Annotated in this window: 18 protein-coding genes and 1 pseudogene; 12 read left to right on the top strand and 7 right to left on the bottom strand. The window is 66.3% G+C overall.

Going from position 1 to position 22731, the window contains the following annotated elements:
• Positions 1–73 (top strand): annotated as a pseudogene (locus tag ACWEFL_RS34980) (DNA-binding response regulator); the annotation flags it as partial.
• A gap of 94 nt (positions 74–167) precedes the next feature.
• Here the strand turns inward: ACWEFL_RS34980 and ACWEFL_RS34975 are convergent.
• The 3 genes from ACWEFL_RS34975 to ACWEFL_RS34965 all read right to left on the bottom strand — a co-directional run bounded on the left by ACWEFL_RS34975 (position 168) and on the right by ACWEFL_RS34965 (position 3448).
• Positions 168–1436 (bottom strand): MFS transporter, encoded by a 1269-nt coding sequence (locus ACWEFL_RS34975; protein WP_451720926.1) that lies wholly within the window; start codon positions 1434–1436, stop codon positions 168–170.
• A gap of 153 nt (positions 1437–1589) precedes the next feature.
• Positions 1590–2672 (bottom strand): inositol-3-phosphate synthase, encoded by a 1083-nt coding sequence (locus ACWEFL_RS34970; RefSeq protein ID WP_451720924.1) that lies wholly within the window; start codon positions 2670–2672, stop codon positions 1590–1592.
• A 59-nt stretch (positions 2673–2731) separates the two neighbouring features.
• Positions 2732–3448, bottom strand: a complete 717-nt coding sequence (locus ACWEFL_RS34965) for a helix-turn-helix transcriptional regulator (protein WP_451720922.1) — start codon at positions 3446–3448, stop codon at positions 2732–2734.
• A gap of 358 nt (positions 3449–3806) precedes the next feature.
• Here ACWEFL_RS34965 and ACWEFL_RS34960 point away from each other — a divergent pair, with 358 nt between their 5' ends.
• Together ACWEFL_RS34960 and ACWEFL_RS34955 are read left to right on the top strand one after the other, a co-directional pair.
• Positions 3807–6536, top strand: coding sequence for a transglycosylase domain-containing protein (locus tag ACWEFL_RS34960; RefSeq protein ID WP_451720920.1), 2730 nt, complete (start codon positions 3807–3809; stop codon positions 6534–6536).
• 132 nt (positions 6537–6668) lie between these two features.
• Positions 6669–8153 (top strand): glycosyltransferase family 87 protein, encoded by a 1485-nt coding sequence (locus tag ACWEFL_RS34955; RefSeq protein ID WP_451720918.1) that lies wholly within the window; start codon positions 6669–6671, stop codon positions 8151–8153.
• Between the two features lie 100 nt (positions 8154–8253).
• On the opposite strand, the gene ACWEFL_RS34950 is transcribed toward ACWEFL_RS34955, so the two are convergent.
• The 3 genes from ACWEFL_RS34950 to ACWEFL_RS34940 form a co-directional block, all read right to left on the bottom strand.
• Positions 8254–9285 carry an alanine racemase gene (locus ACWEFL_RS34950; protein ID WP_451720916.1) on the bottom strand — a complete coding sequence of 344 codons (1032 nt, stop codon included), beginning with the start codon at positions 9283–9285 and terminating at the stop codon, positions 8254–8256.
• Positions 9286–9424: 139 nt separating this feature from the next.
• The gene (locus ACWEFL_RS34945) at positions 9425–10543 is read right to left on the bottom strand and encodes a lipid II:glycine glycyltransferase FemX (protein WP_451720914.1); all 1119 of its coding nucleotides are present in this window, start codon (positions 10541–10543) and stop codon (positions 9425–9427) included.
• Between the two features lie 153 nt (positions 10544–10696).
• On the bottom strand, positions 10697–11005 hold the full coding sequence (locus ACWEFL_RS34940) for a hypothetical protein (RefSeq protein ID WP_451720912.1): 309 nt from the start codon (positions 11003–11005) through the stop codon (positions 10697–10699).
• 269 nt (positions 11006–11274) lie between these two features.
• Here ACWEFL_RS34940 and rpsF point away from each other — a divergent pair, with 269 nt between their 5' ends.
• The 4 genes from rpsF to rplI all read left to right on the top strand — a co-directional run bounded on the left by rpsF (position 11275) and on the right by rplI (position 13009).
• Complete coding sequence (rpsF, locus tag ACWEFL_RS34935; protein WP_006604399.1) at positions 11275–11565, top strand: 30S ribosomal protein S6; 291 nt, start codon at positions 11275–11277, stop codon at positions 11563–11565.
• 79 nt (positions 11566–11644) lie between these two features.
• On the top strand, positions 11645–12241 hold the full coding sequence (locus ACWEFL_RS34930) for a single-stranded DNA-binding protein (protein ID WP_451720909.1): 597 nt from the start codon (positions 11645–11647) through the stop codon (positions 12239–12241).
• A 66-nt stretch (positions 12242–12307) separates the two neighbouring features.
• Positions 12308–12544: a 30S ribosomal protein S18 gene (gene rpsR / locus ACWEFL_RS34925; protein WP_005315025.1), complete on the top strand. Its 237-nt coding sequence runs from the start codon at positions 12308–12310 to the stop codon at positions 12542–12544.
• Positions 12545–12562: 18 nt separating this feature from the next.
• Positions 12563–13009, top strand: a complete 447-nt coding sequence (gene rplI / locus ACWEFL_RS34920; RefSeq protein ID WP_451720907.1) for a 50S ribosomal protein L9 — start codon at positions 12563–12565, stop codon at positions 13007–13009.
• Positions 13010–13254: 245 nt separating this feature from the next.
• Here rplI and ACWEFL_RS34915 read toward each other — a convergent pair whose 3' ends face one another.
• Positions 13255–14592, bottom strand: a complete 1338-nt coding sequence (locus ACWEFL_RS34915; RefSeq protein ID WP_451720905.1) for an MATE family efflux transporter — start codon at positions 14590–14592, stop codon at positions 13255–13257.
• A gap of 442 nt (positions 14593–15034) precedes the next feature.
• Between ACWEFL_RS34915 and dnaB the strand changes: the two genes are divergently transcribed.
• The 5 genes from dnaB to ACWEFL_RS34890 all read left to right on the top strand — a co-directional run bounded on the left by dnaB (position 15035) and on the right by ACWEFL_RS34890 (position 22660).
• Positions 15035–16501, top strand: coding sequence for a replicative DNA helicase (gene dnaB, locus ACWEFL_RS34910; protein ID WP_451720928.1), 1467 nt, complete (start codon positions 15035–15037; stop codon positions 16499–16501).
• Between the two features lie 144 nt (positions 16502–16645).
• Positions 16646–17440 carry a TnsA-like heteromeric transposase endonuclease subunit gene (locus tag ACWEFL_RS34905; RefSeq protein ID WP_451720903.1) on the top strand — a complete coding sequence of 265 codons (795 nt, stop codon included), beginning with the start codon at positions 16646–16648 and terminating at the stop codon, positions 17438–17440.
• Positions 17437–19566: a helix-turn-helix domain-containing protein gene (locus ACWEFL_RS34900; protein ID WP_451720901.1), complete on the top strand. Its 2130-nt coding sequence runs from the start codon at positions 17437–17439 to the stop codon at positions 19564–19566. The genes ACWEFL_RS34905 and ACWEFL_RS34900 overlap by 4 nt, the downstream gene beginning before the upstream one ends.
• Positions 19563–20681 (top strand): ATP-binding protein, encoded by a 1119-nt coding sequence (locus ACWEFL_RS34895; protein ID WP_451720899.1) that lies wholly within the window; start codon positions 19563–19565, stop codon positions 20679–20681. Before ACWEFL_RS34900 ends, ACWEFL_RS34895 begins: the two co-directional genes overlap by 4 nt.
• Positions 20678–22660 carry a TniQ family protein gene (locus tag ACWEFL_RS34890; protein WP_451720897.1) on the top strand — a complete coding sequence of 661 codons (1983 nt, stop codon included), beginning with the start codon at positions 20678–20680 and terminating at the stop codon, positions 22658–22660. Before ACWEFL_RS34895 ends, ACWEFL_RS34890 begins: the two co-directional genes overlap by 4 nt.
• Positions 22661–22731 lie beyond the last annotated feature (71 nt).

The raw sequence follows: 22731 nt of genomic DNA, 5'->3' as shown, positions 1-22731 counted from the left end.
GGTCGTACGCCGGGGTCTGCGCACCTTCCTCGAAGTGCAGGACGACATCGAGGTCGTCGGAGAGGCGGGCGATGTTTCACGTGAAACATCGCCCCCGCTGCGGCTACGGCGATCATGGCTGTTCCCCCGTTGTGGGGAGTACTGCGTGCCGGGGGGCCGCGCGCACGCTAGCGGGCGCCGCTGACGCGGCTCCACCGGCTTATGGCGAGTGCGATCGTCGCGTAGATCAGAGCGACGAGGACGACTAGTTCCACCGACCGTCCGTCGGGAGGCAGCATCAGGGCGGCGACACCGGCCGCGCCCACGAACGAGACGTTGAACAGGACGTCGTAGAGCGAGAAGACCCTGCCTCGGTAGGCATCGTCCACGGACGTCTGGACCACGGTGTCGGTGGTGATCTTCGCCCCTTGGGTGACAAGTCCCAGCACGAACGCGGCGATCAGTATCGGCACCGGCTGGAATGGCAGGCCCAGGGCCGGTTCGAGTACCGCCGCCGTTCCCGCGCAGGCGACCATCCAGCCGTACCGGCCGAGCCGCCCGATGGCCCACGGGGTCATCACGGCCGCGACGAAGAAGCCCGCTCCCGAGATGGCGACGGCCACGCCGAGCAGAGCGAGACCGTCCCGCTCGTTCTCGGACCAGGCGTACCGGCAGAGCATCAGGACCATCACGGTCAGTGCCCCATAGCAGAAGCGCATCAGCGTCATCACCGTCAGCACGCGGGCCGCCGCGGGGCGTTCCTTCAGATGGCGCAGCCCCTCGACCAGGCCGCGGGCCGTGGAAGCGATCGCGGCGGTCAGCCGTGGCTGCAGCAGCTCCTTTTCGGGGCCGAGCAGTTCACGCCCCATCCGCAAGGAGGCGAGTGCCGAGCAGAGGTAGAGAGCGGCACCGAGGAGGACGACGGCCGCGTCGGAGTCGGCCGCGAGCAGGCGCACGGCGAAGGCGAGCCCGCCGCCGGCTGTCGCGGCCAGGGTGCCGGCTGTCGGTGAGAGCGCATTGGCCATGACGAGCCGTTCCTGGTCGACGACCCGCGGTAGTGCTGCGGAGAGTCCGGCCAGCACGAAGCGGTTGACCGCCGTGACGGACAGGGCCGAGACATAGAAGAGCCAGTCGGGGACGGAGGCCAGGATCAGCAGAGCGGTGCCGCACGCGAGGACGGCCCGCAGCAGATTTCCGTACAGCAGGACCTGCCGCCGCTGCCAGCGGTCCAGCAGCACCCCGGCGAAGGGGCCGATCAGGGAGTACGGCAGCAACAGCACGGCCATGGCGGAGGCGATGGCCGCAGGCGAGGTCTGTTTCTCCGGGGAGAAGACCACGTAGGTGGCCAGCGCGACCTGATAGACGCCGTCGGCCGACTGGGAGAGCAGCCGGACTGCCAGCAGTCGGCGGAAGTCGGTCAGGCGCAGGAGTACGCGCAGATCACGTACGGCAGACATGTGATCAAGCGTCACACACGAGGGAAGCACACACGCGGAGGGTCCCCGGGGTACTCCCCCGGGGACCCTCCGCGTCGTTCGGCTCGGCGCGGGACGACCGGCCGGCGTCCGCGGAGACGAGCTGTTTCCAGAGGCCGGGCCGCCTCCGGCTTTCTAGCGCTCGGCCTCGCCCTTGATGAACTTCTCGACGTTCTCACGGGCCTCGTCGTCGAAGTACTGGACCGGCGGGGACTTCATGAAGTACGAGGACGCGGAGAGGATGGGGCCGCCGATGCCCCGGTCCTTGGCGATCTTCGCGGCACGCACGGCGTCGATGATGACACCCGCGGAGTTCGGGGAGTCCCAGACCTCGAGCTTGTACTCCAGGTTCAGCGGGACATCACCGAAGGCACGGCCCTCGAGGCGGACGTACGCCCACTTGCGGTCGTCCAGCCAGGCCACATAGTCGGACGGGCCGATGTGGACGTTCTTCTCGCCCAGCTCCCGGTCGGGGATCTGGGAGGTGACGGCCTGCGTCTTGGAGATCTTCTTGGACTCCAGGCGGTCGCGCTCCAGCATGTTCTTGAAGTCCATGTTGCCGCCGACGTTCAGCTGCATCGTACGGTCCAGGATGACGCCCCGGTCCTCGAAGAGCTTCGCCATCACACGGTGGGTGATCGTGGCGCCGACCTGGGACTTGATGTCGTCACCCACGATCGGGACGCCCGCCTCGGTGAACTTGTCCGCCCACTCCTTGGTGCCGGCGATGAAGACCGGGAGAGCGTTGACGAAGGCGACCTTGGCGTCGATGGCGCACTGCGCGTAGTACTTCGCGGCGTCCTCGGAGCCCACGGGCAGATAGCAGACCAGGACGTCGACCTGCTTGTCCTTGAGGGTCTGGACGATGTCGACGGGGGCCTCGGGGGACTCCTCGATCGTCTCGCGGTAGTACTTGCCCAGCCCGTCGAGGGTGTGACCGCGCTGCACCGTGACGCCGGCGTTGGGCACGTCGCAGATCTTGATGGTGTTGTTCTCACTGGCGCCGATGGCGTCCGAGAGGTCGAGACCGACCTTCTTGGCGTCCACGTCGAAGGCGGCCACGAACTCGACGTCCCGGACGTGGTAGTCGCCGAACTGGACGTGCATCAGACCCGGCACCTTGCCGGCCGGGTCGGCGTCCTTGTAGTACTCGACGCCCTGCACCAGTGATGCGGCGCAGTTGCCCACGCCGACGATGGCTACGCGAACCGAACCCATTCCGCTTGCTCCCTGTGTGATCTTGGTAGTTCCGGTGAGACCCTGCGGACCGCGGGGTCTCAGTTGATGGTCTCGTCGGACGGATCCGGCGAGGTGGAGAGTCCGGGAGAGGTTCCTCCCGGGGACTCGGCACCCCTGTGCCGGGGCAGGCCGTCCGTCGATCCAGATGTGCTGTTCTGCTGAGCCGCGCCGTCGGGGGAGGAGCTTCGCCGATCCCGCCCCGCCCGCTCGCTCTCGATGAGTTCGTTCAGCCAGCGCACTTCGCGCTCCACGGACTCCATGCCGTGTCGCTGAAGCTCAAGCGTGTAGTCGTCGAGGCGCTCGCGGGTACGGGCCAGGGAAGCGCGCATTTTCTCCAGGCGCTCCTCCAGCCGGCTTCGGCGGCCTTCCAGCACCCGCATCCGCACCTCACGCTCCGTCTGCCCGAAGAAGGCGAAGCGAGCAGCGAAGTGCTCGTCCTCCCAGCTGTCGGGCCCGGTGTGCGAGAGCAGTTCCTCGAAGTGTTCTTTTCCTTCCGCCGTCAACCGGTAGACGATCTTGGCGCGGCGCCCTGCCAGTGAAGCGGCGAGAGCGTCCTCGGGAGCGCTTCCCGGTTCCTCGATCAACCAGCCGTTGGCGACCAGCGTCTTGAGGCAGGGGTAGAGGGTCCCGTAGCTGAAAGCCCGGAAGATCCCCAGCGAGGTGTTGAGCCGTTTCCGCAGCTCGTACCCGTGCATCGGGGCCTCACGGAGCAGACCGAGCACGGCGAACTCGAGGATCCCGGAGCGCCTGCTCACCGTTGCCTCCCACGCCGTCTCAGTCGCTTATCTCATGCTGATGTATCGAACCGATACATCAGCACGATAGGACGAGCTTGCCCCTGCGGCAAGGGCGGTCAAGGTGAACGGCGTCACATCATCAATTCGTGTTAACCAACTTGCCTGATTTGAGGTGAACTTCAGCGTCGGGACGGTTTTGGACGTGCGTAGTCTGTGCGGATGCAGACCGCCGGGAACCAGGGGACGCCCGCTGACGTCCTCGCCGTGGATGCAGAGCGGATGAGCCCTTCGTGCGGCTGGTCCGTATCCACTTCGGGGGGACCGGAACTCAACTGCCGCTTCCAGGCATCTCGCCTGCCCGAGGAGTAACCGTTCGATGAGCGAGCACCGTCGCAAACCGCAGCAGCCGCAAGGCGGCGGGCGTGCGGCTGCCAGGCGCGCCGCCCAGCAGCCTTCCGGCCGCCGTGCAGCCCCGACCTGGGGCACCACCTCTTCGCCTTCCGTCTCCCACGGGGCGGAGAGCCCGCCCGGAGGCCGGGCCGAAGCCCGTCGCGCCGCCCAGCGCGGCGGTGGCCGCCGACGTATGGACAGTGACGCGGGCGCCGGGCGTGGCGGCCGTGGCGGTGGTCGCAGAGGCGGCGGGGGACATCAGGTTCCAGGCCGCGGTGGGCGGCCCGGAAAGAAGCGGCTGATCGACTACCCGCGCCACAACAAGGACGGGTGGCGCCGGTGGGTGCCCTCGTGGAAGCTCGCCACCGGGCTCTCCCTGGCCTTTCTCGGCACCTTGATGGGGGCCGCCACCGTCGCGTACGCGATGGTGAACGTGCCCGACCCCAAGAAGGCCGCCGAGGCGCAGAACAACGTCTACTACTGGGCCGACGGCTCCCAGATGGCCGCCACCGGTGGTGAGATCAACCGGCAGAACGTCGGGATCGAGGAGATCCCCAAGGACATGCAGAACGCCGTGATCTCGGCGGAGAACAAGTCCTTCAGGACCGACTCCGGCATCGACCCGATGGGCATCAGCCGCGCTCTGCTGAACATGGCCAAGGGCGGGCAGACCCAGGGCGGCTCCACCATCACGCAGCAATATGTGAAGAACGCACGGCTCGGCGATCAGTCGCAGACTCTGAGCCGTAAGTTCCAGGAGTTGTTCATCTCCATAAAGGTCGGCACCAAGCTCGACAAGCGGGACATCATGGCCGGCTATCTGAACACCTCGTACTACGGGCGGGGCGCCTACGGAATCCAGGCCGCGGCCCGTACGTACTTCGGTATCGACGCGGAGAGGCTCGACGCGAGCCAGTGCGCCTTCCTCACCACCCTGCTGAAGGGCGCGACGTACTACGATCCGGCCGGCTCCATCGATATCGACCCGGCCGCGACACCGGAGGCCAACACGGCCCGGGTGACCGACCGCTGGTCCTGGGTCCTGGACGAGATGGTCAAGGACGGCCATCTGGATGCCGCGAAGCGGGCCGGATTCAAGGAGCTCCCCAAGACCCAGCCGGTCGCCAAGGCCGCGAAGCTCGGCGGACAGATCGGCTATCTGGTCGACCTCGCCAAGGCGAACTTCATCGCCAACACCGACTACACCTCCGACGACCTCGCCCGCGGCGGCTTCGAGATCCACACGACCTTCGACAAGGACAAGGTCAACAAGCTCGAAGCCTCCATCAAGAAGATCTACGACAAGCACATCGACCCCCAGAAGCGGCCGAAGACGGACACCCACGTCCAGTTCGGCGGGGCTTCGGTCGAGCCGGCGACCGGGAAGATCGTCGCCGTCTACGGCGGTTCGGACGCGACCAAGCACTTCACCAACAACGCGAACAACACCGGTGCCCAGGTCGGATCGACCTTCAAGCCCTATGTGCTCGCTGCGGCGATGAGCGCCGGCGTACGCGACCCCAAGCTCGGCAAGGAGCAAGGGGAAGCGGACCGTACCAAGGTCGATCCCGACAAGAGTGTGTACAACGGCAAGAACAAGCTCAAGATCAAGAACTATGACGGCTCCGTCTGGCGGGACGAGAACGACAAGGAGTGGCTGCAGGTCAACGACGACGACGCGTCGTACGACAACATGACCCTGCGCGAGGCCATGATCCGCTCCGCGAACACGCCCTTCGTCCAGCTCGGCATGGACATCGGCATCACCGAGGTGCGGAAGGCGGCCGTCAAAGCGGGCCTGCTGGAGGAATCCCTCGACAAGTCCAACGTTCCGTCGTTCTCGATCGGTATCTCCACGCCCAGCGCGATCCGCATGGCCGGTTCCTATGCGACCTTCGCCGCCCAGGGCGAGCAGCGTGATCCGTACTCCGTCGAGCGTGTCGACAAGAACGGCGTGAAGATCTACGAGCACAAGCCCGAACCGAAGGCGGTCTTCACCCCAGCCGTCGCGAACAATGTGACCGATGTGCTGAAGGACGTCGTCGAGCACCCCAAGGGCACCGGCAAGAACGCCCGGATTCCGGGCCGCGATGTCGCGGGGAAGACCGGTACGACCGATGGAAACAAGTCGGCCTGGTTCGTGGGCTACACGCCGCAGCTCTCGACCGCGATCGACATGTACCGCCTCGACGACAACGAGAAGAACACCAACCGCACCTTCCTCGAGATGTTCGGAACGGGTGCTCAGCCGAAGATCCACGGTTCGTCCTTCCCGTCGGAGATCTGGCAGGACTACATGACGGCGGCGCTGAAGGGCGTCAAGGCGGAGAAGTTCCCCAAGCCGGAGCCGATCGGTGAGGCTGTCTGGGGCGGCGGCGCGTCCAGCCCGCCCCCGCCTCCGCCGCCCACTCCCACGCAGGAGGAGACAGAGGAGCCCGAGGAGCCGGAGAAGAAGCCGACCAGGAACACGCCGCCGCCCCGATCGCCCGACCCGTCCCAGACCTGCAACCCCTGGACCGGCGACCCCCCCTGCGATGGCATGATCGGCGGCAATGACGGCGGTCCCAGCAACGGCGGCAACAACGGCGGTCCCACCAACGGCGGTCCCACTAGTGGGGGTCCCACCAACGGCGGTCCCACCAATGGGGGTCCCACCGGCGGCGGTCCCAGAGGCTCCGGCAACAACCCCGGCCTCTTCGGCCGACCACCGGAGTAGCCAGCCGCCTCGGCTCCGGTTCACCGGGGGCCGGCGCACCCGGCTCGTACCACCTGTGCACGGCGCACAGCGGATACGGCCGATGCGTCGGCCCCCGCGGCATACCCGACCCCGTACGGCAGGATGAGCATCATGCCCAGCGCAGAAGAGACGAGCGTGTACCAGGACGACCGGCCTGATGTACGGCCCACCCGGGCCGACCCCGTCGCCGCGTCCGGCAGTGAGCTGATCGGGGGGCCGGCCGGCCGCTGGGCCCTGCGTGTCCGGGCCGGCTACCTCACGCCCGTACGCGTTGTGGCACTGGTGGCGATCGGCATGTTCGCGCTGGGCATGGTGCAGAAGATGCCGTGTTACAACTGGGCCTGGTTCCGAGGCACCAGCTCGCAGTACACCCACGCCTGCTACTCCGACATCCCCCATCTCTACTTGGGGCGGGGCTTCTCGGAAGGGCTGATTCCGTACTTCGACCGGCTACCCGGGGATATGCAGTATCTGGAGTATCCCGTGCTGACCGGGCTCTTCATGCAGGTCGCCTCATGGCTGAATCTGGCCGACGGCCCCCTGCAGCACCAGGAGCAGGTGTACTGGATGATCAACGCGGGCATGCTGATGATCTGCGCCGTGATCATCGCCGTCTGTGTGGCGCGGACCCACCGCCGCCGCCCCTGGGACGCGCTCCTGCTCGCTCTGGCGCCTGCCTTCGCCCTGACGGCGACGATCAACTGGGATCTGCTGGCCGTGGCGCTGACCGCGGCCGCGATGCTGATGTGGTCACGAGGCCGGGCGCTGGCCTTCGGCGTCCTGCTCGGGCTGGCGACCGCCGCCAAGCTCTATCCCGTGCTGCTGCTCGGACCGCTCCTGCTGCTGTGCTGGCGGGCCGGGAAGTGGCGGGAGTTCGCCACGGCCGTGCTGGCGACGGCGGGTTCCTGGCTGGTGGTGAACCTTCCGGTCATGCTGCTGGCCCCCGAAGGGTGGAAGAAGTTCTACACCTTCAGCCAGGAGCGACAGGTCGACTTCGGGTCGTTCTGGCTGATCATCACCCAGCGTACGGGTGAGCAGATCGAGGTCGAGACGGTGAACACCTACGCGACACTGCTCATGATCCTGGCCTGCGCGGGGATCGCCGCACTGACGCTGGGGGCTCCGCGGCGGCCCCGCTTCGCGCAGCTCGCCTTCCTGGTCGTCGCCGCGTTCATCCTCACCAACAAGGTCTACTCGCCGCAGTACGTCCTGTGGCTCATCCCGCTCGCCGCGCTGGCCCGGCCCCGGTGGCGGGACTTCCTGATCTGGCAGGCATGCGAGGTGGTGTACTTCCTCGGGATCTGGATGTATCTCGCGTACACGACGAGCTCCAAACAGCAGGGGCTGCCGCCGGAGGGGTACCAGGTGGCGATCGCCGTGCATCTGCTGGGGACGCTGTATCTCTGCGCGATGGTGGTACGGGACATCCTGATGCCGGAGCGGGACGGCGTACGGCAGGACGGGTCGGACGATCCGTCCGGCGGAGTGCTGGACCGGGCCCCGGATGTCTTCGTCCTGGGCCCGGTGGCCCGCCCTCCGCGACACGCGGGCCCCGATGCGGAAGTCACGAGGGTGGACTGGGGCCGAACGCTGTGAAGCCCTGACGGACTCCCGCCGGCCCGCGGACCGCTCCCGGCCCGGGGCCGATCGTCCACTGGTCCGTTCCGGAGGCTATCCAGCGACTTCCAGCGGCTTTCTAGCGGTCCACGAGGCGGTCGAACTGGGTCGTGGTGTGGCGAAGATGCGCCACCAACTCGTCGCCGACCCGCGGCTCCTGCGCGTCGGACGGTACGAACAGGATCGACACCTGCATATGAGGGGGCTCGGCGAACCAGCGCTGCTTGCTCGCCCAGACGAAGGGCGACAGATTTCGGTTGACGGTCGCCAGCCCGGCGCGCGCCACGCCCTTGGCACGCGGCATCACCCCGTGCAGCGCTTTCGGGGCCTCCAGCCCGACTCCGTGGGACGTACCGCCGGCGACGACGACCAGCCATCCGTCGGATGCCGCCTTCTGCTGGCGGTAACCGAAACGGTCGCCCTTGACGACTCGGGTGACATCGAGAACGGAGCCGCGGTACTCCGTGGAGTCGTGGTCGCCGAGCCAGAGCCGGGTGCCGATACGGGCGCGGAAGCGGGTCTGCGGGAACTGCTGGCGCAGCCGGGCCAGCTCCTGGGCGCGCAGATGGCTGACGAACATCGTGTGCAGCGGCAGACGGGCGGTCCGCAGCCGGTCCATCCAGCCGATGACCTCTTCGACCGCGTCGGAGCCGTCGGTGCGATCAAGGGGCAGATGCAGGGCGAAGCCCTCCAGCCGCACATCCTCTATGGCGGAGGTCAACTGGGCCAGGTCCTGCTCGGAGACGCCATGACGCTTCATCGAACTCATGCACTCGATGACCACACGCGCGCCGACCAGGGCGTGTACTCCGTCGACCGAGGAGACGGAGCGGATGACGCGGTCGGGCAGCGGGACGGGCTCCTCGCCTCTGCGGAAAGGCGTGAGGACGAGGAGGTCGCCGCTGAACCAGTCCTTGATCCGGGCGGCTTCGTAGGTGGTGCCGACAGCCAGCGTGTCGGAGCCGAAGCGGGACGCCTCCTCCGCGAGCCGCTCATGCCCGAAGCCGTAGCCGTTTCCCTTGCAGACCGGGACGAGGTCGGGGAACTGGTCGATCACGGACTTCTGGTGCGCCCGCCAGCGTGTGGTGTCGACGTACAGGGAGAGCGCCATGGTCGGCCCGGAACCTTTCTGGTGGTCGCGGTGTATCAACGGTATGAACGAGACTTACGAGGTTACGGCGTGGACGTCCGTAGCGTCAGCCGCGCTTCAGCCATCGGCGATGGGCCACGCGTCAGCGGCGGTACATGCGTCAGCGGCGGGACATGTAGATGTCGAGCGCCTTGTGCAGCAGCTTGTTGAGCGGGAAGTCCCACTCGCCGACGTACTCGACGGCTTCCCCGCCCGTTCCGACCTTGAACTGGATGAGGCCGAAGAGATGGTCGGTCTCGTCGAGGGAGTCGCTGATCCCCCGCAGGTCGTAGACGGTCGCGCCCATGGCGTACGCGTCGCGGAGCATCCGCCACTGCATCGCGTTCGAGGGCCGGACCTCGCGTCCGATGTTGTCGGAGGCGCCGTAGGAGTACCAGACATGGCCGCCGACGACGAGCATGGTCGCCGCGGAGAGGTTCACGCCGTTGTGGCGCGCGAAGTACAGACGCATGCGGTTGGGGTCCTCGGTGTTGAGGACCTGCCACATGCGCTGGAAGTACGAGAGCGGGCGCGGCCGGAAACGGTCGCGTACGGCCGTGATCTCGTACAGGCGCTGCCATTCCTCAAGGTCCTGGTAGCCGCCCTGGACGACCTCGACACCGGCCTTCTCGGCCTTCTTGATGTTGCGCCGCCACAGCTGGTTGAAGCCCTTGAGAACATCGTCGAGCGAGCGGTTGGCGAGCGGCACCTGATAGACGTACCGGGGCTGGACATCGCCGAATCCGGCGCCGCCGTCCTCGCCCTGCTGCCAGCCCATCCTGCGCAGCCGGTCGGAGACTTCGAAGGCCCGCGGCTCGATATGCGTCGCCTCGACGTCCCGCAGCCGCTTCACATCCGGGTCCTGGATACCGGCCTTGATCGCGGGCGCGTCCCAGCGGCGGATGACCACCGGCGGGCCCATCTTCACGGAGAAGGCACCCTGCTGCTTGAGATGGGCCAGCATCGGCTGGAGCCACTCGTCCAGATTGGGCGCGTACCAGTTGATGACCGGGCCCTCGGGCATATAAGCGAGATACCGCTTGATCTTGGGCAACTGGCGGTACAGGACCAGCCCCACACCGACCAGCTCGCCGTGCTTGTCGAACCAGCCGAGATTCTCCGAGCGCCATTCGGTCTTCACATCGGCCCACGCCGGAACCTGGCAGTGACTTGCCGAGGGCAGGGACTGGATGTATGCCAGATGCTGCTCGGGGCTGATGGTCCTCAAGGTCAGGCTCATTGCGGGGCGCTCCTTGGCAGGTGTGTCCCCATGGTCAGGGGCTCCGGCTCTCGCGCCGAAGCCTACTGCGCTGGGGAGCGCCCCGAATGGTCGCGTTCGAACCGCCGTGACAAGCGGTTTGGAGGGGGTCGGCCGGTGGTTCCGCGGCGGGGGTCAGCCGATGAGGCCGCCGAAGAGGCCACCGTGGGCCATGCCGAGGAAGAATCCGGCGGCGGACGCGCCGAGCCCCAGGATCAGCAGAAACCGCTCACGAGTCGTCTCGGAGATGAACTGTCCGTAGGCGCCGCTGAGGATTCCCACGATCCCGGCCCACGAACTGAGCAGATGCAGATTGTGGAACATCGCCGATACGAAGGCGAGGACGCCGAGCACCAGCGTTACCGCCACCAGGGTCTCCTGGAGGGGGTGGGGCTTGCCGTCCGTGGCGAAGAGCGAGGCTTGACGTCGCACTGCCTGTGCCATGTGGCACCTCCTGGCTTTGCCGGAGCGCGGCGCATCGTAGTGCCGCGCACACCCGATGTGTACAGATTGCGTCTCCTCGCCACCGGATTTCAACCGGAAGCACGTCTGCGGGTACTGTGTACCGTCCGCACCGGTGTCTGCCCAGGCCAGAAGTCAGTCCCCTGTGATTGTCAGTGGGGCCTGGTTGACTAGGGCACTGTTGCAACGCATCACGACCCTCCTGCCACGGAACGACCGTGGCCGCTGAGTCCAAAGGAGGTGGGTTCCACATGCGTCACTACGAGGTGATGGTCATCCTCGACCCCGATCTCGAGGAGCGCGCTGTCTCCCCGCTGATCGAGAACTTCCTCTCCGTCGTCCGTGAGGGCAACGGAAAGGTGGAGAAGGTCGACACCTGGGGCCGTCGTCGTCTCTCTTACGAGATCAAGAAGAAGCCCGAGGGCATCTACTCGGTCATCGATCTGCAGGCCGAGCCTGCGGTCGTCAAGGAGCTCGACCGCCAGATGAACCTGAACGAGTCGGTCCTCCGGACCAAGGTCCTCCGTCCCGAGACCCACTGACCACTGAGCGTCTAGCTCAGAGGTCATCGGGTTCGAGTAGCACAAGCAGCCAGAAGCAATCCCGCCGAGAGGTTCACCCATGGCAGGCGAGACCGTCATCACGGTCGTCGGCAATCTCGTCGACGACCCCGAGCTGCGCTTCACCCCGTCCGGTGCGGCGGTCGCGAAGTTCCGTGTCGCGTCCACTCCCCGCACCTTCGACCGTCAGACCAATGAGTGGAAGGACGGCGAGAGCCTCTTCCTGACCTGCTCGGTCTGGCGTCAGGCGGCGGAGAACGTCGCCGAGTCGCTTCAGCGCGGCATGCGCGTCGTCGTGCAGGGCCGTCTGAAGCAGCGGTCCTACGAGGACCGCGAGGGCGTCAAGCGCACGGTCTATGAGCTGGACGTCGAGGAAGTCGGCCCCAGCCTCAAGAACGCCACGGCCAAGGTCACCAAGACCACCGGCCGCGGTGGTCAGGGCGGCTACGGCGGCGGCCAGCAGCAGGGCGGCGGAGGCGGCTGGGGCGGCGGCCCCGGCGGTGGCCAGCAGGGCGGTGGCGGTGCACCCGCCGACGACCCGTGGGCCACCAGCACGCCTTCCGGCGGCCAGCAGCAAGGCGGCGGAGGCGGCTGGGGCGGAAACTCCGGCGGCTCCGGCGGTTCCGGCGGCGGCTACTCGGACGAGCCCCCTTTCTAGGGATCCCTCACAGGGCTCTCCCAGGGGCGTTCGTACCCCACTTCTTGATCACACAGGAGAAACACCATGGCGAAGCCGCCTGTGCGCAAGCCGAAGAAGAAGGTCTGCGCATTCTGCAAGGACAAGACCGCGTACGTGGACTACAAGGACACGAACATGCTGCGGAAGTTCATTTCCGACCGTGGCAAGATCCGTGCCCGCCGCGTGACCGGCAACTGCACGCAGCACCAGCGTGACGTCGCCACGGCCGTGAAGAACAGCCGTGAGATGGCGCTGCTGCCCTACACGTCCACCGCGCGCTAAGGGAAGGGTGACCGAAACATGAAGATCATCCTCACCCACGAGGTCTCCGGCCTCGGTGCCGCCGGTGACGTCGTCGACGTCAAGGACGGCTACGCTCGCAACTACCTGGTTCCGCGTGGTCTCGCGATCCGCTGGACCAAGGGTGGCGAGAAGGACGTGGCGCAGATCCGCCGCGCCCGCAAGATTCACGAGATCGCGACCATCGAGCAGGCCAATGAGGTCAAGACCAAGCTTGAGGGCGTGAAGGTACGTCTGGCTGTTCGCTCCGGCGACGCTGGCCGTCTTTTCGGCTCCGTCACCCCGGCCGACATCGCCACGGCGATCAAGTCCGCGGGGGGCCCGGAGGTTGACAAGCGCCGCGTCGAGCTCGGTTCGCCGATCAAGACCCTGGGCTCGCACCAGGTCTCCGTGCGTCTGCACCCCGAGGTTGCCGCGAAGCTCGGCATCGAGGTTGTCGCCGCCTGAGTGTGGCGTACTGACCGAATTGCAGGAAGGGCCGCATCCCTCGATGCGGCCCTTTCGCTGTGCCGGGGCAGCGGGGTGATTCCGGTGTCCAGGACCGGTGTGCAGGGTTCGTCGGTCACGCCTGTCGATTCCGCGTCCGGCTGCGGCGGGGGTGCGAGGCAGCGGCTGTGGAGTGTCAACGCTCTGAGGGAACGGCTTCGACGTTTCACGTGAAACATCGGCATCGCGTCACGGCGGCTGCGCGGTCAGCGGGTGGCTCCGGTGACGATCCAGCGGCCGGAACGGGTGCGTGCCCACAGTGTTCCCATCCGGACGGCCATCATCAGCGTCATGGCCCACCACAGGGCGGTCAAACCGCCTCCGAGGGCTGGCACGAGCAGAGCGACGGGCGCGAAGACCGCGAGTGTCACCAGCATCGCCTTGGCGAGATAGGGACCGTCACCCGCGCCCATCAGGACGCCGTCGAGCACAAAGACGACTCCGGCCAAGGGCTGGGACAGGGCGACCACGAGAAGAGCCGGGAGCAGGGTGTCATGCACCGACGGGTCACTGCTGAACATCGGCATGAGGAACGGGCCTGTGGCAAGGAGTAGAAGGCCGAGCGCTGTCCCTGACGCGATGCCCCACAGCACCATGCGACGACAGGCTTCGCGCGCCCCAGCGGTGTCTCCGGCGCCGAGGTGGCGGCCGATGATCGCCTGGCCGGCGATGGCGATCGCGTCCAGGGCGAAGGCCATCAGGTTCCACAGGGAGAGAACGATCTGATGGGCGGCGCTCTCGGTGTCACCGAGGCGGGCGGCCACGGCTGTCGCGATCATCAGGACGGCCCGAAGAGAGAGCGTGCGGATGAGGAGAGGGGCACCGGCCTGGGCACTGGCCCGTATGCCGGCGGTGTCGGGTCGCAGTGACGCCTTATGCCGGCGGGCACCTCGTACGACCACCAGCAGATAGGCGGCGGCCATGCCGTACTGGGCAATGACGGTGCCCCAGGCGGATCCGGCGATCCCGAACCCCGCGCCATAGACCAGACCCACATTGAGTGCCGCGTTGGCGGTGAAACCGCCGACGGCGACGTACAGCGGGGTGCGGGTGTCCTGTAGCCCCCGCAGTACGCCGGTCGCGGCCAGGACGATCAGCATTGCGGGGATCCCGAGGCTGGAGATCCGCAGATAGGTGATGGCATAGGGAGAGGCGGTGTCGGAGGCCCCGAGGGCATCGACCACCCATGGTGCGGAGGGGAGGGTGACGGCGACGACGGCCGCGCCCAGGATCAGGGCGAGCCAGATACCGTCCATTCCCTGGCGGATGGCCCCGGTGAGATCGCCCGCGCCGACACGGCGGGCGACGGCGGCCGTGGTCGCGTAGGCGAGGAAGACGAAAATGCTGACAGCCGTCATCAGCAGGGCCGCCGCGATGCCGAGCCCGGCCAGTTGCGAGGTGCCGAGATGGCCGACGACCGCGCTGTCGACCATGACGAAAAGCGGCTCGGCGACGAGTGCTCCGAAGGCGGGAACGGCGAGCGCGATGATCTCCCGGTCATGGCGTCGCCGCACTGCCTTCGGTGACGCGGGAGCCTCGGTCATTGAGCCAATGTAATCTTCCACAGGTAAGAGATGCAAACGTATTGCAGTCCTTACTTTCACCGAGGGTGACGGCTCTGCGGTGGGCCGTTTGTTCTGATCTTGGGCCGGTTGGGAAATTTTTTCTCCCCCACAGTCAGTGGATGGAATATCTGCAGGTCAAGCGCTATGGAGCGGCGGAGGCGCGACTTTGTCCACAGTGCTGTCCCCCGGTCCGTGCACAGGTTCAGAGGGGTTGTCCACAGCATCTGGTCGCTCATCCACATGGCCTGTGGATAACCAGATTGGCTGACGGTGGAGACCGGCCTAACGTGGACCGTTGCCCGACGCGCCGGAAGCGGAGTCGAGCCACTCGATTTGTCAGTGCTGTGCCGTAGAAAGAAGGCGCACGGCGAGGTCCGCTGCGCGGACGGGAGGAGGCCGCCGGGTGAGCATTTCCGAGCCCCTGGACGATCCCTGGGCGGCCGACAGCGGCCCCGGCGACCGTCTGCCCGTTTCCCGGCCGCGCCGCAAGGACAACCGCGGAAACCGCGAGGACCAGCACGAGCGCGGCAGTGACAGCGGTGGCTGGGACGGCGGCTCCCCCGGGTTCGAGCGCGTGCCGCCCCAGGACCTGGACGCCGAGCAATCGGTCCTCGGCGGCATGCTGCTCTCCAAGGACGCGATCGCCGATGTCGTGGAGATCATCAAGGGCCATGACTTCTACCGGCCCGCCCATGAGACCGTCTACACGGCGATCCTCGATCTCTATGCCAAGGGGGAGCCGGCCGACCCCATCACCGTCGCCGCCGAACTGGTCAAGCGCGGCGAGATCACCCGCGTCGGCGGCGCGCCCTATCTCCACACCCTGGTCCAGTCGGTGCCGACCGCGGCCAACGCCTCGTACTACGCGGAGATCGTCCACGAGCGGGCGGTGCTGCGGCGGCTCGTGGAGGCCGGCACCAAGATCACACAGATGGGATACGCGGCCGACGGCGATGTCGACGAGATCGTCAACTCCGCCCAGGCCGAGATCTACGCCGTCACCGAGCAGCGCACCAGCGAGGACTATCTGCCGCTCGGCGAGATCATGGAGGGAGCGCTCGACGAGATCGAGGCGATCGGCTCCCGCAGTGGCGAGATGACCGGTGTCCCCACCGGTTTCACGGACTTCGACTCGCTGACCAACGGACTTCACCCGGGCCAGATGATCGTCATCGCGGCCCGGCCCGCGATGGGTAAGTCCACCCTGGCACTGGACTTCGCCCGCGCCTGCTCGATCAAGAACAATCTGCCGAGCGTGATCTTCTCCCTCGAAATGGGGCGCAACGAGATCGCCATGCGCCTGCTGTCCGCCGAGGCGCGGGTCGCTCTGCACCATATGCGCTCCGGCACGATGACGGACGACGACTGGACCCGGCTGGCCCGGCGAATGCCCGATGTCTCCCAGGCACCGCTGTACATCGACGACTCCCCGAATCTCTCGATGATGGAGATCCGTGCCAAGTGCCGGCGCCTGAAGCAGCGCAACAATCTCAAGCTGGTCGTCATCGACTATCTCCAGCTGATGCAGTCCGGCGGCTCCAAGCGCGCCGAGAGCCGCCAGCAGGAGGTCTCGGACATGTCCCGAAACCTCAAGCTGCTGGCGAAGGAGCTTGAGGTCCCGGTGATCGCACTGTCCCAGCTGAACCGTGGCCCCGAGCAGCGCACCGACAAGAAGCCGATGGTCTCCGACCTGCGTGAGTCGGGTTCCATCGAGCAGGACGCCGACATGGTGATCCTGTTGCACCGGGAGGACGCGTACGAGAAGGAGTCCCCGCGCGCGGGCGAGGCGGACCTGATCGTCGCCAAGCACCGTAACGGCCCCACGGCGACGATCACGGTCGCCTTCCAAGGCCACTACTCACGCTTTGTGGACATGGCACAGACCTGACGCGCTCGTGTTGTAGGGCCTAATTTTCTGTGTCGGAATCTCACGATCGATGTCGGATGGATGTCGGATACGACATCGTCGTGAGATTGGCCAGACTCTTGAGGCCGAATTCGCTCAAACGTGTGGACGTCCCAAGCTCTCTTGGTGCACGTACTGCCGTACGGCCCAGGCTGTCACCGACTGCTTGATCGCATCGAACCTGATGCTGCGGGAGTGGGGGTGCTCGTGCCAGTTGAGTCGGCAATGGTGTGTTTCCGTACGGGCCGGGGGTTCGAAGACGAGCCGTGGGAGAGCGTCAGCAGCGCGACGTTAGCGACAGCGTCTCCATGGCGGACATTCCGGTGGTACGACGGCCAGAAGCACTACTCGGGCACCTACTGGTCCTCGACCATGCGTGACCACGTGATCTACGAGTCGCGGCTTGAACTTGCTCGACTGCTGTTTGACGACTTCGACCCATCCGTCCGCCGCATCCTTGCCCAGCCCTTCTTGCTGAAGGCCGAGGTGGAAGGCAAGGTTCGCAAACACATCCCGGACTACCTTCTGATTAGCGAAAACGGTCCGGTCGTGGTCGACGTCAAGCCGAGGCACCGGGTGGCCAAGCCAGAGGTGGCGTTCACTTTCGACTGGACGCGGCGGCTGGTGGAGACACGCGGATGGCGATACGTCGTGTGGAGCGAACCTGCGCCGGCGGAACTCGAGAACCTTCGGTTCCTCGCCGGGTACCGACGTGACTGGCTTTTCGATGGTCTCCTGCTCGACGAACTTCGAGCGATAGGGCTGGATTGCCGGACACTTGGCGAACTCGATGACGCACTCGCCGGACGAGAACCGGAGGAGGTCCGTGCTGGGGTCCTTCACCTTCTCTGGCGTGGTGAGCTGGTCACCGACTTGAGTATCCCGCTCAGCGGTCATCACGTTCTGAAGGCTTCGAAGTGAGCTGGGCCGGAGTCCGCGTGGGGGTTGGTACACGGTTCCGCTATGACGGCGAGACCGTTGAGGTAATCGAGCTGGCGATCACCGCGAACGGCAACGAGGCGGTACTGAAGAACGGCCGCGGGAAGCTGCTGAGACTGGCAGTGAAGGAACTGCTGCTGTCTGATCGAGTTCGTGTGATCCCGGATGCTCCGGGACCGTCCAGTGACGACGACGAAGACGTCGCTGGCGTCGTGCTGAGCCAGCTGTCGAAAGCCGAGCAAGACGGACTACGAGAGCGGGCAGGCCATGTCCGGGAAGTCCTCACCGGTTACCGGTCGGGCGATCCGGAGCTGGCAGCGGAAGGCGAGCCGAGACTGGAATACTCGCCTGACCTCCCGCTAGGCGAGCGCTACGCGAGCAAGGCCGCTGAACTCGGCGTCACCGTCCGTACCGTTGAGCGCTGGGTTCGGGACTTCCGCCGTGGCGGCGAGGCGGGCTTGGCGGCTGCCGGGCGACCCGCACGTGGGCGGGCCACGAAACTGGATGACCGGTGGGTGGAGACAGCCACGGAGGTCATGGTCGAGCATGCCAAGGAGTCCAAGCCGTCCCGCACGCTGGTGATCGAGCGGACCCGAGCACGGGTGGTTGCACGGTTCGGTCCGGATGTCGTCCCGCAACCCAGCCGGGCTACTGCCTTCCGGCTGCTTGAGGAGTTGGAGGACCAGCACCCGCTCTTCCGGCTGAGTGCGAAGCGGAACCGGGACATCGCTGGCCGGCCCAATGAGCCTTATGGCAGGTTGCGGCCGACCAGGCCGGGCGAGTACCTCCTGATGGACTCCACCCGGCTGGACGTTTTCGCCTTCGACCCGTTCACGCTTCGGTGGGTGCAGGCTGAGCTCAGCATCGGTATGGACTGGTACACCCGCTGCATCACCGGCATCCGCCTCACCCCGGTGTCGACGAAGGCGGTGGACGTCAGCGCGGTGCTCTACCAGTCGTTCCGGCCCAGGCCGGCTGGGAAGGACTGGCCGCGTTACGCGGTCTGGCCCGAGCACGGCATCCCACGGACGGTCCTCGTGGATACGGCTGTCGCCGAAGGGGCTGGTGCAGCTGGCCCCATTCTGGTTCCGGAAACCCTGGTCATCGACCACGGGAAGCGGTACGACTCCGAGCATCTGACCAGCGTCTGCCGACGGATGGGCATCTCGATCCAGCCTGCGAGGCTACGGACGGGTCGCGACAAAGGGCCAGTCGAAAGATTCTTTCGCACCCTGCGCGAGGGCCTGCTTCAAGCACTACCCGGCTACAAGGGGCCGGACGTCCATTCCCGGGGGGAGAACCCCGAGGACGACGCCTTCTTCTTCCTGCATGAGCTGGAAGCGATCATCCGTGAGTGGGTCGCGGCGGTCTATCACCACCGACCGCACACGAGTCTGGTCGATCCGGGCCTGCCAGGGCTGCGTATGTCCCCCGCCGCAATGTTCGAGCACGGCATGGCTCGGGCGGGTTACATCGAGGCCCCCAGAGACCCCGACCTCGCCTACGAATTCCTGAAGACCGAATGGCGCACGATCCAGCACTACGGAGTCGAGATCGGCCGTCGCCGCTACAGCGGCCCCGGCCTCAAAGGCCTCAGCGATGTCCGGAGTCCCTACAAGGGGCCGGTCGAGAACGGATGGCCCTTCCAGGTTGACCCCGACGACATCACTCACATCTACGTCCGGGACCTGGACCGTCGCTGGCGCACCCTGACCTGGGAGCATGCGCCCACGGCCGGTATGCCGCTGAGCGAGGATGCTCTCGCCTTCGCCCGGAAACTGGCTGCTGCGAAGTATCGCTTTCCTGACGACCGCCTTGCAGTCGCCGACCTATTGGAGCGCTGGAACCTCGGCCTGGGCACAACGCTGGCAGAGCGGCGGATGGCCCTGCGGCTATCGCGAGAGCAAGCGGCCATCGAACTGCCCGAGTCCGACGAGTCAGTCGTCTCGCTGCCCTCAGTCCGCAAAGCCCTGGGGGACAAAGAGGGCTCGTCCCACGAGGAGCCGGAAGAGACGGAGCCGGCCGAGACGGGTGATGACGACGAGGCCGACTTCGAAGTCCTCGTCGAAGAGGACGACTTCTACGCCGACGCACTGGAGGACGTGTGACTGACCCGCTCCCGCTGGGCCTGGGGAATCTGGCGTTGTCGCGGAAGGAGGACTTCAAGGAGTTCGCCAACGCTCCGCGTCGCGAACAGCCAAGGTTGCTGACGAGGTTAGAGCTGAAAGCTCTGACCTCTGAGGCGAGAGCCGTCTACGACCGACTGCGGCGGGAGTGGCATGCCAACCTCGGGCCGATCAGGACGCAGCAACTGGCGGATCTTCACGAGGATTTGTGGGACATCGTCGACAGCAATCAGCAGGATGGTGACAAGGCCAAGGGCGCCGTGGCTGTCGATGCCTTTCCCGGCCTGGGGAAGACGACCTCGGTGCTGGCGTTCCTTCGTGAGTTCCACCACCGGGAGATCGCCGAGAACGGCGAGTTCACAGCGCAGGGACACGAACGGCTTCCGGTCTGCCGGGTTGGACTGACCGGCAATACCGGCATGAAGGACCTCAACCGTGCCATTCTGGAATTCTTCGGCCATGCCGGACGCAACCGCGGAACAGCCGCCCAGATGGGCCAGCGGGCCCTGGACTGCGTGTTGTCCTGCGAAGTGCGCGTCCTCGCTCTCGACGATCTGCACTTCCTGAAGTGGCGCAACACCAGCGGCATCGAGGTCAGCAACCACCTGAAGTGGATCGCCAACGAGTTCCCCGTGACCTTACTGATGATCGGCGTCGGACTCGCAGAGAAGGGCCTGTTCAGCGAAGGAACTACTTCTGGTGACACAGCCCTGGCCCAGACAGGCCGGCGCACGACTCGACTGGACATGCAGCCCTTCACCATCAAGAACGAGGCGGGCCGCCGAGAATGGAGGAAGATGCTCCTTGCCCTGGAGAAGCGAGTGGTCCTGGCCGACAAGTATCCCGGCATGCTTGCAGACGATCTTTCCGACTACCTTTTTGCTCGAAGCACCGGGCATATCGGCTCGCTGATGACACTGATCAACCGGGGCTGCCAAAGAGCCGTCCGTAGCGGCGCAGAACGCCTCGACCGTGACCTGCTCGACCGAGTGAAGAACGACGAGGCATCCGAGAAGGCTCGGAGGGAGCTCGAAGCAGCCCTGGACAAGCGACGACTCACCAGCCGGCCCCGATCCAGCAACCGGAAAGCCGCGTGACGTCCGGCCTGCGGACTCTCCCGATCAGAGTCGCGCCGCTGCCAGGAGAAGCCCCGGACTCCTGGCTGGAGACTCTGGCCCACCGCAGCATGGTCAGCTTCCGCGAAATCCTGATCGCCTTGGGACTGCCCGGCCGGCGCGACGGCAGCCTCCCTGACCTCACTCGCTACCTCAAGTCGGACCAGGCCGAGCAGGCCGCGGCCGTCAGCGGAGTCCCCACTGACCGGTTGCATGCGATGACGTTGCGCCGGTACGACGGCCATGCGCTCGTACTGCACCCTCACCGCCGGACGGTGAACCGCATGCAGCTCTGGTGCCGAAACGGCTCCCGTTACTGCCCCCAATGCCTTCACGAACACGACGGCCGCTGGGAGTTGCGCTGGCGCCTCCCCTGGAGCTTCGCTTGCACTCGGCACCGGATCCTGCTGCCGCATGCCTGTCCCTCTTGCGACCAGCGCACCCGCCACGGCCGAGTCAGCATCTTCCGTGATCTTCCACCCCATCAGTGTCCTACGACGCTGAAACCGTCAGGGGCGCTCTGCCAGACGGACCTCACCCTGACCCCCGCTGCCGCCCTTCGCGAAGACAGCCCAGTACTGGCGTCCCAGCGCTGGATCAACGACCTGTTGGACCGAGTCGAACAGGGACAAGCACAGTCCCTCCCCGCACCCCGAATGATCTTCAACGACCTGCGTGCGCTGGCCTCCTGGGTTTTGCGCATCGCGGAACCCGGCGACTTCCCGACACTCGATCCGCATGTCGAGCAGGCATGCCAGGACTACGCCGGAGACGGTCAGTTCTCGCCCACCTCGGCGGCAGTGACCGCAGGCGGACTCACCCGCGCCGTCCACATCCTTCAACAAGGCTCCGACAAGACAAACATCGCCACGCTGCGGACCCTCCTCGAACGAGACGGCGAGCGACTGGACCTCATGCCCCTCGGTGACATCAACAAACGCTGGAGGGCACACTCCACTGCCCTGCAACAACTGATCTGGCAGGCCATGGACACACGCATGGCGAACGTGGACCGGCTCCGCTTTCGAAGCTGCACCACTCGCCCGCGCCCACCCCACAAGATGAACGAGACCCTGACCACCGCACGGGCCAGCCGAGTCCCGCAGTTGCTCTGGCGCGGATGGACTGCCCGCTTCCTGCCCGCCGCCGGCGTCCGGAACATCGGCAACTTCCGCGCGGCCCTGGCCGTCGCACTCGTCCTCCCCGGAGCATCCAGACGTCACTTCGATCCCCTGATCAGCATGCTTGGCCATCAGGCGCGACTCGACGTCCACTACACGCTCGCCGAGCTTGCTCAGCAGGGTCACGACGGAGTCCTCACCGGGCTCTGCGAGATCGCCGACTACCTGGACACCCAGCCCGTCCCCATCGACTACGAACGTCGACGCGGGTTGACAGGTGAGGGCCTCTTGCCCGCTGATGACTGGGTTTCGATTTGCGCACAGACCGGTGTCCACCCGGGACAGGAAGCGCGGCTGCTGTCTGTGCGCCGCTACCTCTATCAGCGCATCACCGGAAATGATCTCCGGCAGGCGCCGGCGTCGCTCCGCATCACGACCGCAGAGGAGGCGGCAGGCGTCGCGGTGGTTCCCTTCCGGATCACCGCCGCCCTGCTGGGAGCTCTCGACAAGTACGGCGAGAACTACCTACGGGGTTTGGGCATCGACGAACCGCTGACCTGGGAGCCTCCAACCGACCTTGCCGCTGGACTCTGCCTGCCCGGCAGACCAGTGGACGTGACACGAGCGCACCGTCTCATCTGCGCTGAGGGCCAAGCGCCCGCCGTCGCGGCGAAGGAGATGGGCGTCGCTCTGGAGAGCATCCGCCATTGCTTCGAGCAGCACCCACCCAGCAGCCCCTGGCCCTCCAAAAGCGGCGGATCTTGGGTCGACCCCAGCAGGCCTATTGCTCGACGATCCCGGCTTGCCGCAGCTCAGGTGTCGGTGGCGGTTGAATTCTGACCCGTTTCGGGCGGTCGAACTTTGACCCACTGGGTCTGTTTGCTGGTGTTCAGTCGGTGTCGTGTGTGGCG

The organism is Streptomyces sp. NPDC004838 (assembly GCF_053600955.1).
The sequence above is the reverse complement of the archived record's forward strand: the minus strand, read 5'-3'. Positions and strand labels throughout refer to the sequence as shown.

Bases quoted from the DNA above. Each gene is read 5' to 3' on its own strand.
- rplI (WP_451720907.1), top strand. From the start codon at position 12,563: ATGAAGATCATCCTCACCCACGAGGTCTCCGGCCTCGGTGCCGCCGGT.
- ACWEFL_RS34930 (WP_451720909.1), top strand. From the start codon at position 11,645: ATGGCAGGCGAGACCGTCATCACGGTCGTCGGCAATCTCGTCGACGAC.
- rpsF (WP_006604399.1), top strand. From the start codon at position 11,275: ATGCGTCACTACGAGGTGATGGTCATCCTCGACCCCGATCTCGAGGAG.
- rpsR (WP_005315025.1), top strand. From the start codon at position 12,308: ATGGCGAAGCCGCCTGTGCGCAAGCCGAAGAAGAAGGTCTGCGCATTC.
- ACWEFL_RS34975 (WP_451720926.1), bottom strand. From the start codon at position 1,436: ATGTCTGCCGTACGTGATCTGCGCGTACTCCTGCGCCTGACCGACTTC.
- ACWEFL_RS34955 (WP_451720918.1), top strand. From the start codon at position 6,669: ATGCCCAGCGCAGAAGAGACGAGCGTGTACCAGGACGACCGGCCTGAT.
- ACWEFL_RS34970 (WP_451720924.1), bottom strand. From the start codon at position 2,672: ATGGGTTCGGTTCGCGTAGCCATCGTCGGCGTGGGCAACTGCGCCGCA.
- ACWEFL_RS34960 (WP_451720920.1), top strand. From the start codon at position 3,807: ATGAGCGAGCACCGTCGCAAACCGCAGCAGCCGCAAGGCGGCGGGCGT.
- ACWEFL_RS34915 (WP_451720905.1), bottom strand. From the start codon at position 14,592: ATGACCGAGGCTCCCGCGTCACCGAAGGCAGTGCGGCGACGCCATGAC.
- ACWEFL_RS34945 (WP_451720914.1), bottom strand. From the start codon at position 10,543: ATGAGCCTGACCTTGAGGACCATCAGCCCCGAGCAGCATCTGGCATAC.
- ACWEFL_RS34950 (WP_451720916.1), bottom strand. From the start codon at position 9,285: ATGGCGCTCTCCCTGTACGTCGACACCACACGCTGGCGGGCGCACCAG.
- ACWEFL_RS34940 (WP_451720912.1), bottom strand. From the start codon at position 11,005: ATGGCACAGGCAGTGCGACGTCAAGCCTCGCTCTTCGCCACGGACGGC.